The organism is Brevibacillus sp. YAE8 (assembly GCF_057543335.1).
This window is the reverse complement of the sequence record NZ_BAAIYG010000007.1, coordinates 57,328-71,952: the sequence shown is the minus strand read 5'-3', so window position 1 is coordinate 71,952 and position 14,625 is coordinate 57,328. Positions and strand designations below refer to the sequence as shown.

Here is a 14,625-nt window from a genome sequence, read left to right as displayed (position 1 = left end):
ATGATGAACCGGGAGGAAACAGTTGAAACGCTGATTAAGAACGTTTCGTGCCAGCAGCAGGGAGGCGACTTCGTGCTGACCTGGCATTGGGGGCAGGATATTCCTTGCGTGTACGTGCACAAGTCGCTGTACGGCGCTCCGTTTGATGCCGGTCTGATCGAGGATCAAGAGCTGAAGCTGTACACGCGCGAGGAATACAAGGTACACAAAGGACTGCGCGAAAAAGCCGAGGGCATCGGCCGATATACGTACCGCATCTTTCCCTGCCGCCTGGAAGACGGCAAGCCGATTCTGCTCATTCCGCAGGGCGACGCGCACGTCATCCATGTCAGTACGGGGAAGGCGAAAATTTACTACTCGTTCAAGCGGAGCGGAAGCTGGTTTCGCAAGCAGCAAACGTTGCAAATCCGCATTTTCTCCGAAATTCCGATCGCCAAAGACGTCCTCTGCTATGTGAAAAAGGAAGGCTCGCCCCCCGCGCACAAAGATGACGGGACGCAATACCCGTTCATTCGCGATCTGGTGCCAGGCGTCAATCTGTTGCCCGAAATCGAGGTCAGGAAAAAGGACGTCATCCGCCTCTTTTTTACGGACGGAAAAAAATACGGGGAAATGTACGAACTGATTCCGGAATAGGAGGGTGAAGCCATGCTGTCGTTTTTGAAAAACATGTTTGAGAAAAAGCCGCAAGTAAGCGAACGGCTTCCTTTTTACGATATTGTCTGCCCGTACTGCTTTGCCAAGTACGGACCGGACGAGGTGGTGTTCCGCGCGACACACTACCGCCAGGACGACGAGGACTACGCCTTGCAGGAGGATGAGATTCTCAACGCCTATCGCGACAAATTCGGCCTGGATGCCATCGACGAGCTGGAAGCGGTCATCGACCCGGACTCGATCCCGCCGGAAAATCACCTGTACGTCGACAATGTGCTGGCAGGCGTGACCGACCGCTACGGAATGGTGTCCAAGCGCAGGCTGTGCCCGAAGTGCCACAACGAGCTGCCGATTACGGCGGGCAAAGCGCCGAGCAACATCATTTCGATCGTCGGGGCGTCGCAGGTCGGCAAATCCGTGTATATGACGTCGTTGATTCATACGCTGCAAAACTCGACGGCAAGCCGCTTCAACGCTGCCTGCATGCCGCTCAATGCGCAGATCAGCCGCAAGTTCCGCGAGAACTACGAAGCGCCGCTGTTTGAGCGCGGCCAGTTGCTCGATTCCACGCAAAAAGAAAAGCGTCAGGAACCGTTTATTTTTCAGTTCATTTTCAAAGACAGCCAAAAAGCGCCGCTCATCCTCGTCTTTTTCGACGTCGCAGGCGAAGGCATGGTCGATCGCGAGTATTTGGAGCTGTACGCCGCGCATGTGAAAAACTCGTCCGGCATCCTGTTTCTGGTCGATCCGCTGCAAATCAAGACGATTCGCGACCGGGTCATGCTGCGGGCGGGCGACGAGCCGGGCGAATTCACGGCGAGGTACGACGAGCCGCGCGAGGTCGTCATTACGTTGTTCGAGAACTTCATCGGCTATCAGGAGCAGAGCAAGACGGACATCCCGACGGCGGTCGTGCTGACGAAGAGCGACATGCTGCATCTCATCAAGGAAGACGACGGCGAATACATCAAGTCCAACAGCAATGTGTTCCGCAATTTCGTCCATGAACAGTATTTGAACACGGCTGAATTCGAGAACATCAACGGAGAGATCAGCCGCTTTATCGAAAAAGTGGATCGCCCGTTCAAAGACGCGCTGGAGGTCTACTTTACCAATACGGCCTACTTCGCTGTATCAGCGCTGGGCAGCAATCCGGTCAATCAAAAGGTGAGCGGCGTCGTGACGCCGATTCGCGTCGATGAGCCGTTCATCTGGTTGATGCATCAGCTTGATTACATCGAGGGGAGGGAGCAGTAGTGAACCGTCAGCCCATTTTGCAGCAATTCTACACCCGCGGGCGACAGGGGGTTTTCCGCTCGAACGAAGGCTACGATACGGTAGCCAGGACGCCAGGGCTGGACAACCAATTCATCAAAAAGACACTCCATCCTTTTTGCGTGTACGATGCCCCCAGACAGCTTCAGGAGCGGGCGGAGAGCGACCTGTCCGCCTACCCGGAAGCGCTCGTCTGCTTCCACGCCGAATCTGGCGAGATGGTGCTCGGCAGAAGCGTGTTTGTCGGGGCGGACTTTACCGGGCAGCGAAACACGTTTTTCAGTCACAACTACGTCATTCCGGCGGGGCGGCGGGACGAGTTTATTACGAATCCGGAGAAAATTTTCGGCGTGCGCGCCTTTGCCGACCGTCACGACGATACGCAGGGCAAGGAGCTGCCGCCTGTAGCGGAGCTTCCGGCGCAGTCGACCTTGCCCGCAGACCGGAAGCGGCTGCTCGGACAGCTCGGGTTCGACGAGCGGCTGTTCAAACAACTGCTCTATGCCGTCATGACTTCGCTTACGGCGAAAAAGAAAGTATTCATCAGTCTGGACGTGGACATCAGCGCGGCCGCAACCAGCGCCAGCCAACTGCTCGAGGTTCTGTACAGTTGCTTGCCGTATGAGCTGCGCAGACATTTTGGCTTTCTCACCTACAGCAGCGAGCCGCAGAGCAAGAAGCATATCCACGTCATGTTTGTGGAAAAAGGCAGCATTCGCCCCGGCGGCGGACACAGTGACAAAGACTTTTTGTTTGATCTGGCGCTCGGACGTGTGCAGAACGTCGACTTGCAGGAGGGGGCGCACGAATACCTCGATTTTGCCTGGGAGTACGTGAACGACCCGCAGGCTCTGGCGTCGTTCCATGCTTTTTGCGAGGAAGTGCTGGCAGGGGCGGAGACGGCGCTGGCCTTGCAGGTGCGCACGTATTACGAGCTGTGCGCCCTCTACCTGATCGAAAAAGGCCGGACGGCTGTCTACGAACGCAATCCGGCGGGCGTATGGCAGGCGTTGAACGGCTATTTGCGCCAGCCGGCGCTGGCGAACAACAAACGGCTGCTGGAGCTGCAAGTGCTGCTGTTTCACGGCGAAGTAAGCGCGCTTGCCGCCAAAAAGTTGCCCGGGGGCGAGACGATCCGGCAGATGCTGGACTCCTGCGGATTGAGCAAGCAGGACCGTATGCGCATGGACATGGTCCGCTATTTGCTGAATGTGTTGGTGAGAGCGAAGTCGTCGGGGCAGCGCGGGCTGGCAAGCGAAGTGTACAAGCATTTGTCCGCCCATCCCGAGCTGTTTGGCATGACGATGAAGACGATTTTTCACTCGGAGCAATTGGTGAAGCAGCTTTTCGAAGGGTACGCGAGCGAGCGGTTGGCAGCAGTGACCGCGCTATCCGGCATGCTGGAGGAAATTCGCTTTTGGACGAAAACAGCCCCGGAAGCTTTGCGCCATCCTTTTTTTGTCGCCGAATCGACGGAAAAGCTGCTCCGTTTGTTCGCCCGCGAAAAAAACAAGCTGGAAGCCGCGATTTCCATTCACCAGTTTTTTGACAACCTCGACAGAGCGCGCAGCTATGCCGATCCGTTGCTGGACGAGCTGGACAAGTCGCTCTTGAAGCTGATAGAGCTGGAGAAGCTGTCCAGGGAGGAATTTCAGAAAATGATCGCGCTTCTGGAGGAAAAGCCGCAGAGCTTTTTCGGGACGCTTGATGTGGCGAGCAGGCAAAAGCAAGAGATGCTCATGCATGTAGCGACGCTGCGTGAAGCGAGAGGCGGCTTGCACCCGGCGGAGTTTTTCCGCAAATGGGAGCGCGACGAGGTCAGCGTGCAGCAGCAGATGATCGCCAACATGCTGGCGCGGCCGCTTGACGCGGACTGCTTTGCCCATGTGCCGCTCGTCTACTATCGCGAGGACCATTTTGGCCAGGAAGGCTTCCAGTTTGCAGAGATGCTCGACTTCGTGCAAAAAAATGGCGGCGAGGAAACATTGCACGCGTTCATCCAGTGGACGATGACGCAGCGCATGTTTGTGGAAGGAAGAAGTTTGCTGCCAGCGTATCGGCAAGCGCTCCGGTCGCTTTTCCTGGAAAACAAGGCGGCAAGACTGCGCAACAAAGAGTGGCGCAAGCGGTGGTACACGGTCCGCCATGCCGATTTTCGCAAGCTGCTGGAAGAGGTGCGCAGCGAGACGGCCAACCCGCTGGTCAAGCTGTTTCGCCACAAGACGTTGATGATTTCCGCGATGGTTGTCCTCGTGGCGGCTGGTGGAACGGCAGGCTATATGCTCTCGCAGCAAAAGCCGGTGGCCGAGCCTCCGCAGGAGCAACCGGGAGATCAGCAGCCCGTGCCGCCCGATGTGGTCCAGGCGCAATTCGTCCCTGTCTATCGGCTCATGCTGGAGGAGCCGCACATCCAGCCAGTGAGAGAAGCTGCCGGGGAAAACGGCCAGCAAGCCCCGGGTGCAACGGATCAGCCAGCTACGCCGTAGAAGCGGGTTTTTGTGCGCGTGCTCCCGGAAGCTTCGGGCATTCGGGCAGAGCGCAGGCCCTATAAATAGCGGGACCGATTTTCCCTGACATCGCGCTTTTGCAAGCGGCAAGCTGGTAAATCGGTCCTAGAAAAAATTTGCAGCAATGGAAAACGATTCAGTGATTTGCTATTATGGAGGTATCTGCCAAAAGACGTGCAGGGGCAAATTCAATCACTGAACGGGTAGCGCTCGATGAGCAAAAAATGTGTGAAAATAATCAGCATTTGCAGACACCCTACCGGATTGGACAGTTAGGGTGTTTTTTGCAGCGGTTCTTGGGGCAAAGCTTCTTTGGCGACGGAGCCTTTGTAGTATTTTTCCAGGGATTTGTCGGAGCCTGTCCAATGCGCCAGCTTGGCGAGCAAACCAAACAGCGCTTTTTGCAGGAACAGCGGCAGGTAGGGGACGTAGAACTGTCCCATTTTGAACAGCGTGCCCAAAAGCAGGATGTTTTTCGGCAAGTACTGCTTCAAAAATGGCATGTAAAAGCTCCGTCCGTCCGTATCCAGGCCGTATCCGCAGCGGACGAACGACTCGAAAGTGCCGGCAGGGCGGATCTCCGCGGTGAAGCTGACGAATTCATTGGAAGGGTTGTAAAACCCGTGAATATGGTCGCGAGGGATGTCCAGCTTCTCGCCAGGCTTCAAAATGATTTTTTTTCCGTCAATTTTTACCTCCAAATTTCCGCTTATCCCTTCAAACGTCTCCGTAAGTTCGGTATGATAATGTAGAAAAATTCCATTGTCCGGTGGCAGGTCTGTGCGGAAAAGCAAATATTCCCCATTGGTTTCTTCTGTCGTCTTCAGAAAGGTAACCGTTTCATTTGTGTAAGGGTTGCTTACAACTCGACTCAAATTTGCCATAGAGATACCTCCATAAGTATTAGTAGAAAAATAGCATTTTATGACAGAATATATATTCAATATAGATTATTTGTCCTGAAGCAACAATATAAATGATAGGATGTTCTGCCTAGATGGAGTGGATAGTATGAGCGGCATGATCGTGATTCCGGGATACAGAGTGACAGAGTTTCTCTCAACACATTCAAATATGGGATTTTACCGCGGTTTTCGTAACAGCGACAACCTGCCCGTCATCATCAAGAAGCCGCGTGAAGGTCCCACGCACAAAGAGTCGCTTTGGAGACTGAAGCACGAGTATCGCATTTTGCAATCTCTCGAATCACATGCTGTGGAAACTGCCGTTGAGCTGATCGATCACAATCGGGAAACTGCGCTTATCACGGAAGATTTCGGGGGAGTGCCGCTCTCCCTGCTCTGCAAAATGAAAGAGCTGTCATTAAAAGAAATCCTGACCATTTCGATTCGTATCGCTTCGTGCATCGAGGACATTCATCAGCAGCGCATTATCCATAAAGACATCAATCCGGCCCATATACTGGTGCACCCGGAGACGTATGAGGTCAAGCTGATTAACTTCGGCCTGGCGACCAGGAGATACCAGGAGCACCAGGGCGTTATGAATCCGAAGGAGTGGAGAGGCAACCTGCGCTACGTATCGCCTGAGCAGACGGGAAGAATGAATCGGACGGTCGATTACCGGACGGATATTTACTCGTTTGGCGTGACGATTTACGAGCTGCTGACAGGAAAGCCGCCTTTTCTCACATCGGACATGCTTGAGTTGGTACATGCCCACATGGCCCGAAAACCGATCGCTCCCGTGCAGGTGAAACCATCTGTTCCGCCAGTTTTGTCGGACATCGTGATGAAGTGTCTGTCCAAAAATACCGAAGACCGCTATTTCAGCATGGCTGGCCTGGTGGCCGATTTGCAGCTTTGCCTGGACCAGCTTGTGAACAACGAAACGATCGGGCTGTTCCCGCTGGCGCAGCACGACCGCGCGGACCGCATGCACATCCCGGAAAAGCTGTACGGACGCGAGCAGGAAATCCAGATGCTGATCGACGCGTTTGAAGAGGCGTCAAATGGCGCGTCGCGAATGGTCATGCTGAGCGGCAGTGCAGGTGTCGGCAAGTCCGCTCTCGTTTTCGAGGCGCAAAAAGTTTTCCTGAAGGGCAGAGGGCGCTTTATTTCCGGCAAGTTCGATCAATACCGCCAAGGCGTGCCGTATTCGGCCATCATTCAAATCTTTCAGGATTTGATAAAGCAGCTTTTGGCCGAAAATGAAAGAGAGCTGGCGACGTGGCGGGAAACGATTCTCGAAGCGATGCAAGGGCTTGGGCAGGTCATCATGGACGTGATTCCCCAACTGGCCGCGGTGATCGGCAAGCAGCCGCCCGTGCCGGAGCTGCCCGCCGCAGAGGCCAAAAACCGTTTTCAGTTGGTCATGCAAAGGTTTATCCGCATCTGGGCAAGCCCCGAGCATCCGCTGGTACTTTTTCTCGACGACCTGCAATGGGCGGATTCGTCGTCGTTGTTTCTCATCCGCGAGCTTGTCGCCGATTTGCCGCTCAGCCATTTTTTGCTCATGTGCGCCTATCGCGATCAGGATGGAGGCGCGATCAATCCTTTGATCGCGATTTTGACGGAGGCGGGAGTCAAAAGCAGGATGCTGCGCCAAATCACGCTGTTGCCGCTGCGGCTCGCCCAGATCAACGCGATGCTCTCCGACGCGCTGCATACAGACCCTGCTGTCACGCAGCCGCTGGCGATGATTTTAATGCGGAAAACGGCAGGGAATCCGTTCTACTCCAGGCAGTTTATTAAGTCTTTGTACGATCAGAACCTGCTGCGGTACGTCCCGGAGGAGCGCGGCTGGCAATGGGATCTGGCTGAGATTGAGAAGCTCAGCACCACGGAGAACGTCGCTGATTTTCTCGTGGAAAAAGTGCGGCGCCTGCCTGAAGTGACCCAGAAGCTGCTGGCTTACGCGGCGTGCCTCGGTAACTCCTTTTATTTGGGGATGCTGGCAAAAGCGCAAAATCGGAGTGAATCCGAAGCGGTCCGGGATATTTGGCCTGCCATGGAGGAAGGGCTGATCTATCCCTTGGAAGGCGCAGAGTATTTGGCCTATGCGGCCGTTGAGGAAGAAGAAAATCTCGCGCAGGTCACGATCCAGTTCAATTTTGTTCACGACCGAATTCAGCAGGCGGCGTACTCCTCGCTGTCGGTGGAGGAACAGAAAAAGGCGCACGTAAAGCTCGGGAGAATGTTGTGGAACATGTCCCACTCGTATGAATCGGTGCTGCTGTTTGAAATATGCGAGCACATGTATCGCGGCGCAGACATGATTGAAGATTCGGCGGAAAGAATCCAGGTCGCCCACTGCCATCTGCTCGCCGGCCAAAAAGCGATGGCCTCTACTGCCTTCGATGCGGCGCTGCAGTATTTCCAGCGGGGGACGATGTTCATCGGCGAAGCGGCGTGGGAGCAGCACCATCAACTGGCGATGGAGCTGTACACGCTCTATGCCGAGTCGGCGTATTTGTGCAACCAGATGGAGGACGCGAATCGGCTGTTTGACCTTACCCTTTCGCATGCCAGGACCAACCGTGAGCGCGTGCGGGTCCTGGAGCTGCAAATCCACATGTACACCCGCCTGGCCGAGTTTTCGCGGGTGATGGATATTGCGAGCGAAGCGTTGGGGCTGCTTGGCGTGCCCATTCCGCACAAGCCAGGGAAGCTCGATATCATCAAGGAAATGTGGCAGATCAAGCGGCGGCTGAGAGGGCGCAAAATTGACGAGCTGCTCTATTTGCCGGACATACCGGATGAGAACTACCAGTTGGCGATGAGCATCATCAGCGACGCAGGACCTTCCTCGTACTTCGTCAATCCGAACTGGTTTGCGCTGACGATCTTGCGCGTGCTGCACCTGTCGCTCGTACACGGCAATGCGGTTGCGTCAGCGAACGGCTATACCGGCTACGGGATCGTGCTCGGCTCGCAGCTCGGCAACTACCGGGAGGCGTACGAGTTCGGGCAACTGGCCTGCCGGGTGGCGGATGGCTTTGCGGACCCGATCGCGATGACGAAGGCGTACGGAGCGTTTGCCCTGCTCATCAACCACTGGTGCGACCATGCGCGGACAAACATTCCGCTGCTGAAAAAAGCGATCCAGCTCGGGATGGAAGGCGGAGGAAACATTTACGCTGCCTACAATGCCCACGGCTTGCTGGAAGCCATGCTCTACTGCGGGCTGCCGCTGGAAGAGCTGGAGCAGCAAATCGAGGAGCATGCCGACCTGATCTGCCAGATGAAGGTGGTCGATCACGATGATCGGCTCTTGTTGTTGCGGCAAGCGTTGTACACGTTTACACACTGGACAGAGGGCGCAAAGACGGCGTTTTGCCGGGACGGCTTCGATGAGGCGCAATACGTGAGCAGCCTGCAAACAGAAGGCACCAGCTACAAGCGCTACATGTACCACTTTTACAAGTCGCTGGCGCATCTCATGTACGGCAACTACGCGGAAGCCGCGCAACTGCTGAGCGAAGCAGAGCAATGGATGGAGTCGGTCAGCGGCCAGGTGCTGGTCAGCCAGCATGTTTTCATGCACGCCCTGTCGTTGACGAAGCTGTACGAGCACGCCAATCGCCGCGAGCAGTTGCGCTACGCGAAAAAGATCAAGGCGCATTTGAAAAAAATGAAGACTTGGGCCGACAATTGCCCGGAAAACTTCCAGCACAAATACTTGCTGATGAGCGCCGAGTGGAGCCGTGTCAACGGCAAGCGGCAGGCAGCGGGAGAGCTGTACGATCAGGCGCTGCAACTGGCGAAAAAGGATGGCTTTTTGCAAAATGAGGCACTGGCGAGCGAACTGGCTGCCCATCATTATTTGGCATTGGGCCTGGAGACAATCGCCAGGGTGTACATGACGGAAGCGTATGAGACGTACTTGCAGTGGGGAGCTTTGGCCAAGTCCAGAGAGATTGAAGAGCGCTACCCGCATCTTTTGCAGCGGGGGAGAGGGCTGGAAGCATCGGCAGAGCTTGCGGCGACAGACCAGTCCGCCGATCTGGTCGATCTGATGAGCGTGATTAAGGCGTCGCAAACAATGGCGAGCGAGATCAGGCTGGAGCTGCTGCTCGCGACCATGCTGCGCACCGTCATGAGCAACGCGGGAGCGGAAAAAGGCATCCTGATCCTGAAAAACGAGAGCGAATGGGTCATCGAGGCAGCCGGGTCTGTCGATCTGGACGTGGAAATCATGCAGTCCGTCCCGTACGAGCACAGCGGGATGCTCTCTGTCGCCGTGGTCAACTACACGATCCGGACTGAAGAAATGCTGGTGCTGCACAACGCTTCGGTCGAAGGCGTCTTTTTCCGGGATACGTACATCACGAAAAACAAGCCGAAGTCGATTTTGTGTTCGCCACTGTGGCAGCAGGGCAAAATGATCGGCGTCATTTACCTGGAAAACAACGAGACGACGCACGTCTTCAACGAAAAACGCTCGGAGCCGCTGCGGCTCATTTTCTCGCAGATGGCGATCTTTATTGAAAATGCCCGGCTGTATCACCAGTTGGAGCAATGGAACCAGTCGCTGGAGATGATCGTCGCCGAGCGAACGACGGAGATTCAATCGCTTTTGCAGGCGAACAAAAACTTGCTGAACAACGCAGGCCAAGGCTTCCTGTCGTTTTCCAAAAATTTGCTCGTCCATTCCGAATACAGCCGCGAATGCTTGCGGATGTTTGGCAGAGAGCTGGCAGGCGAATCGGTGGCAAGCCTTTTGTACCCGAACCGTCCGGAAGAGCGGGCGTTTGTCGAATCGCTTCTGGAAAAGTATTTTGAGACGAAGGACCAGGGACAAAAAGAGCTGTATTTGAGCCTCTTCCCTACGGAAATTTACATCAACCAGCTTCCCCTCAAGCTGGAGTGCAAGCCAATCCATGAGGATCGCCGCGATTCTCCCGAGGGTTTGATGCTGATTTTGACCGACTTGAGCGAACAAAGGGCGCTGGAAAGCAAAATGGAGCAGGAGTGGCAAAGGCTGAACATGATTTTGACCGTGGCGATCAGCTTGCCGCTTTTCCAAAAAGTATATCGCTCCTTCACGGCTTTCTTCGCGGGCGGTTGGAAAACGCTGTTCAGCGCGGGCGTGGACGAGTCCGACAGCCTGTTCAAGCTGGCGGCGCAAATCCATCAGTTCAAAGGGGATTTCAGTCAATTCCATCTGATCCACACGCCGCAAAAGCTGCACGATCTGGAAACGTGGCTGATGGATCCGGACAGGCAGCAGGAGCGCTTCACCGACGGAGATTTCCCGAGCCAACTGCCGGTTGCGCAAGTCCAGGCTGCCATGGAGCAGGATTTGGAGATCATCCGCAACAAATTGGGCAACAGCTTTTTGGAAAGTGGCGACGGAGACATGACGATTGCCAAGGACAGGTGGGAGCATTTTGTCGAAAAGGTGAGCAAGCTGTTGCCTGACAGCTCTGCTGCCCAGCTCGACCAATGCATTCGCGAGCTGCACCAGCGTCCGATCAAGGAATTGATGGCGCGCTATCAGGAGTATGTAACGGAGCTTGCCCAGCGCCTGAACAAAACGATCCATCCGCTTCGGCTGGAGGCAGAGGAGATTTTGGTGGACCCTGAGCGCTTTGAGCCGTTTGTATGCAGCTTGCTGCACGTATTTTCCAATGCGATCGTCCACGCCATGGAGCCGGAAAGTGAGCGGCTGGCGCAAGGCAAAGAAGGCCGGGGAACGATCAGTTGCCGGATTTGGCAGGAGGACGCTGCGCTGCTGATCGCCATCGAGGACGACGGCAGAGGGATTGATATCGACAGGCTCAAGCAGCAGGGGCTGGAAAAAGGCTGGGAGGCAGAGCAGGACGAAGAGGAGCTCGGCTTCCTGTTTTACGAGCAGGTCAGCGTCAAAGAAGAGGCCGACATTTATTCGGGCAGAGGATTAGGGCTGCCGATTGTCAAACGGGAGGTCGAGAGACTGCGGGGCACAGTGAGCGTTACTTCCCAGACCGGGCAAGGCACCCGCTTTCTTTTCCGGATTCCGCTGGAAGACAAGCTTCCACAAATATCGAAGCAAAGAAAAAACTGAGGCGCGAACAAGCCCTCAGTTTTTTTGTGCTCCGGCCGACTGTTCAGTGCGTGTTTTGAATAGAATCCAAAAGGCGCTCTTCATCAATCGGCTTGGTGATATAGTGACGCGCTCCCGCATTGATCGCTTCAAAGACCAAATGCTTTAAACCGTAGGTGCTAATCATGATGATGTAGGCATTGGGGAATTCGCTAATAATTTTTTTGACAGTGTCGATACCGTTCATGCCTGGCATGTTGATATCCATCATGACTACGTCAGGTTGGTGCGTCATGTACTGATGGTAGGCGTCTAATCCATCCGCCGCTTCTGCAATGACTTGATGGCCAGCCCGTTGAAGGATGATTCTAATGTATTCTCGGACAACAATCGAGTCATCAGCAATTAATATACGAGCCATAAAACCTCCTGTGTCGAAGCGGTGTGATAGTGTTGTGTAGTGTATGGTGTGCCTGCCTTAACCATAACATTGTTAGGAAAATGGTCGCAATCCCATTATTAGAAAATTTGAGCGATCTTTGACGGAAACGTCACAAATCAGTCAACTGTGAGTCCTTGACGGCCAGGATCGCTCCCGTGAAGCCGCTCCTGCCGCAAAGGAGCGGCTGAAAACGTTGTATCCTTTCGCCAGAATGACATTTCTTTCGTGATGATCTTGTAAAAAAAGCGATGAGTTCGCCGCACCTGAAAGGGTAAGGTGTAAAATGTCGCTAGGATAACAGGGGGTACATGACAGGAAAGGTGACACTATGGATGCGAAAATAGCCGAGCGGCAAACAGGCCGACGAGAAATCAGCGCGTACAATCTATTTGCGTTGACTTGGCCTATCTTTTTGGAGTTGCTGCTTTTTTCCCTGATCGGCATTACCGACACGTTTATGCTGAGCGGGGTGTCCGATCAGGCAGTATCGGCAGTTGGAGCTGCCAATCAACTGATCTTTATTGCGATTTTGATTTTGGAGGTGGTGGGCAACGGCGCTTCGAATGTCGTCGCGCAATACATCGGCTCGAAAAAAATGGTCGATGCGGCGAGGGTCGGGGCAGTTGCCATCACGCTCAACCTGCTGATCGGCATCGTCATTAGCGTAGGCTTTGTCCTGTTTGGCAATGCCTTGCTTACCCATGTCAATTTGCAGGGAGAGATTTTGGCGCTGGCCCAGTCGTATATCGCCATCGTCGGGGGCGGCTTGTTTTTGCAGGCGCTCATCAATACGTTGGCGAGCATGATTCGCACTTACGGCTTCACGAAGGAGAGCATGTTCATCTCGCTCGGGATCAACGTGATTCACGTAATCGGGAACTATTTGCTGATCTTTGGCCGCTTCGGCTTTCCCGAACTGGGCGTGGAGGGGGCGGCGATCTCTACCGTATTGAGCAGAGCGTTGGGGCTGATCGTCTTTTTCTGGGCGTTTTATCGGCTGATCGAGGTCAAAGTCGGGTTCAAAGAGTACGTGGCGATCAAACGGTCGTACGTCGGCAAAATTTGCCGGGTGGGCATTCCTGCCGCATGCGAGCAAATCATGTACCACGCCTGTCAGCTCGTCTTTTTTTACTACGTGACGTTTCTGGGCGCAGCGTCGCTCGCCTCCCGCCAGTACGTGCTTCAGCTCTCCATGTTCATTTACTTGTTCAGCGTCGCGATCGGGATGGGGACGGCGATCATTACCGGCAAGCTGGTCGGGGCAGGCAGGCCGGACGAAGCTTACGGCAGGGTGTGGAAAAGCTTGCGCTGGGGCTTGCTCTACACGGCTGTAGTCAATACGCTCATCATCGTCTTCCGCGAACCGATTATGGGCATGTTCACGACTGATCCGCAAGTTTTGCAGATCAGCTCGACGATCATTTTGCTCAGCATATTGCTGGAGACGGGGCGTGTTTTCAACATCGTGCTGATTAATTCCTTGCGCGCGGCGGGAGATACCCAGTTTCCGGTGTATATGGGCCTGATCTCGATGATCGGGATCAGCTTGCCGCTTGGCTATGTGCTCGCTTTTTACGCGGGCTTGGGCTTGGCTGGGGTATGGCTGGCAGTCGCAACCGATGAATGGATACGGGGCATCATGATGTTTTTCCGCTGGCGGAGCAGGGCGTGGGAGCGAAAAACGCTCATCGACCCGTAGCGCGTGCCAGCACAACGAACGACTCCGTCTGCAGACCGACTGGAAAACAACCCCAGAGGCGGATTCTACTTCTCGGTCTGTCGAGTACAATGAATAGCAAGAACAGATAAGCTTGCGTATAGAGGAGATAGAGATGAAAAGTTGGATAGGAGCTGGATTTTTGGCTTTGGCCATAGGTCTTGCGGGCTGTAGCAACGGAAGCTTGCAGACTGTAGAGGAAAAACGGCATTTGGAGCTGCCGATTGCGGCGATAGAAACGCTGGAGATAGCGACAGCGTCGGGTGATTTGATCGTGAAGGGAGACGACAAGGCCACCTCTATCCAGGTAGACGCTACGATCAACAGATCGCCAAATATCAATCCCGAAGATATAGAAGTAACGCTCGCCGAGGACGGGGCTGTCGCCCAGTTGACGTCAGAAAGTCGCGCGCAGTTCGGCGTGGCGTATATGAAGCTGAAACTGGAGGTCACGGTTCCATCCGGTTTGAAGGTCGCGATCACGGACGGTTCAGGGGATATCGACGTATCCAAGCTGGCGGGGCCGCTCACGATTGCGGATGACTCCGGCGATATCCGGCTGAAGGATGTCACTGGCGAAGTGGAAATCAACGACCAGTCCGGTGATATCAAAATCAGCAAGGCGACTGCCCTCAAGCTGATTGAGGACGATTCCGGCGACATTTTGCTGGAAGATACGGTTGGCGATGTGGAGATTCGCGATCAGTCGGGCGATATGAACATCGTCCGGCACAAAGGCAACCTGAGCATATCGGATGAAAGCGGCGATATCGACATTTACACAGTCGATGGAAACGTGGAAATCGTAGAGGATGGCTCTGGAAAGCGTTCGGTGAAAAACGTCAGCGGATCGTACACGGAGAACTGAAAAAAGAGTGCCGTTGCCTTTGGCGCAGCGGCGCTTTTTTATTAGGAAGACACAGGCCGGAAAATTCTTACTTTTGTCAATCCAGAGAAATTTAGTCGACTAATGAAAAAATGCTTTTATCCAGGATAAAGAAGTGCTAATATAACAAATGGAGAAACGATTGAGAATGAGA

8 protein-coding genes are annotated in these 14,625 nt (G+C 54.4%); 6 read left to right on the top strand and 2 right to left on the bottom strand.

Annotation, left to right across the window (positions count from 1 at the left end; translation table 11 throughout):
• From AC27IT_RS12455 to AC27IT_RS12445, 3 genes are read left to right on the top strand one after another with little or no spacing between them, the layout of a single operon-like run.
• Positions 1-636 carry a hypothetical protein gene (locus tag AC27IT_RS12455; RefSeq protein ID WP_005830179.1) on the top strand — a complete coding sequence of 212 codons (636 nt, stop codon included), beginning with the start codon at positions 1-3 and terminating at the stop codon, positions 634-636.
• Between the two features lie 12 nt (positions 637-648).
• Positions 649-1,914 (top strand): TRAFAC clade GTPase domain-containing protein, encoded by a 1,266-nt coding sequence (locus AC27IT_RS12450; protein WP_007778303.1) that lies wholly within the window; start codon positions 649-651, stop codon positions 1,912-1,914.
• Positions 1,914-4,418, top strand: a complete 2,505-nt coding sequence (locus AC27IT_RS12445; protein ID WP_025848105.1) for a GAP1-N2 domain-containing protein — start codon at positions 1,914-1,916, stop codon at positions 4,416-4,418. The genes AC27IT_RS12450 and AC27IT_RS12445 overlap by 1 nt, the downstream gene beginning before the upstream one ends.
• A 293-nt stretch (positions 4,419-4,711) precedes the next feature.
• On the opposite strand, the gene AC27IT_RS12440 is transcribed toward AC27IT_RS12445, so the two are convergent.
• Positions 4,712-5,323, bottom strand: a complete 612-nt coding sequence (locus tag AC27IT_RS12440; RefSeq protein WP_005830173.1) for a cupin domain-containing protein — start codon at positions 5,321-5,323, stop codon at positions 4,712-4,714.
• 127 nt (positions 5,324-5,450) lie between these two features.
• Here AC27IT_RS12440 and AC27IT_RS12435 point away from each other — a divergent pair, with 127 nt between their 5' ends.
• Positions 5,451-11,447: an AAA family ATPase gene (locus AC27IT_RS12435; RefSeq protein ID WP_487091817.1), complete on the top strand. Its 5,997-nt coding sequence runs from the start codon at positions 5,451-5,453 to the stop codon at positions 11,445-11,447.
• Between the two features lie 43 nt (positions 11,448-11,490).
• Here the strand turns inward: AC27IT_RS12435 and AC27IT_RS12430 are convergent, their stop codons facing one another.
• Positions 11,491-11,847 carry a response regulator gene (locus AC27IT_RS12430; protein WP_005830165.1) on the bottom strand — a complete coding sequence of 119 codons (357 nt, stop codon included), beginning with the start codon at positions 11,845-11,847 and terminating at the stop codon, positions 11,491-11,493.
• A gap of 349 nt (positions 11,848-12,196) precedes the next feature.
• On the opposite strand from AC27IT_RS12430, the gene AC27IT_RS12425 reads away from it, so the two are divergent.
• Both AC27IT_RS12425 and AC27IT_RS12420 read left to right on the top strand, forming a co-directional pair.
• A complete protein-coding gene (locus AC27IT_RS12425) occupies positions 12,197-13,567 on the top strand; it encodes an MATE family efflux transporter (protein ID WP_007778313.1) in 1,371 nt (456 codons plus the stop codon).
• A gap of 133 nt (positions 13,568-13,700) precedes the next feature.
• Complete coding sequence (locus tag AC27IT_RS12420) at positions 13,701-14,453, top strand: DUF4097 family beta strand repeat-containing protein (RefSeq protein ID WP_007778317.1); 753 nt, start codon at positions 13,701-13,703, stop codon at positions 14,451-14,453.
• The last annotated feature ends 172 nt before the right edge of the window (positions 14,454-14,625 follow it).

What these genes read in the sequence shown, in the direction of transcription:
- AC27IT_RS12455 (WP_005830179.1), top strand. Translation starts at nt 1, where the DNA reads ATGATGAACCGGGAGGAAACAGTTGAAACGCTGATTAAGAACGTTTCG.
- AC27IT_RS12450 (WP_007778303.1), top strand. Translation starts at nt 649, where the DNA reads ATGCTGTCGTTTTTGAAAAACATGTTTGAGAAAAAGCCGCAAGTAAGC.
- AC27IT_RS12440 (WP_005830173.1), bottom strand. Translation starts at nt 5,323, where the DNA reads ATGGCAAATTTGAGTCGAGTTGTAAGCAACCCTTACACAAATGAAACG.
- AC27IT_RS12435 (WP_487091817.1), top strand. Translation starts at nt 5,451, where the DNA reads ATGAGCGGCATGATCGTGATTCCGGGATACAGAGTGACAGAGTTTCTC.
- AC27IT_RS12430 (WP_005830165.1), bottom strand. Translation starts at nt 11,847, where the DNA reads ATGGCTCGTATATTAATTGCTGATGACTCGATTGTTGTCCGAGAATAC.
- AC27IT_RS12425 (WP_007778313.1), top strand. Translation starts at nt 12,197, where the DNA reads ATGGATGCGAAAATAGCCGAGCGGCAAACAGGCCGACGAGAAATCAGC.
- AC27IT_RS12420 (WP_007778317.1), top strand. Translation starts at nt 13,701, where the DNA reads ATGAAAAGTTGGATAGGAGCTGGATTTTTGGCTTTGGCCATAGGTCTT.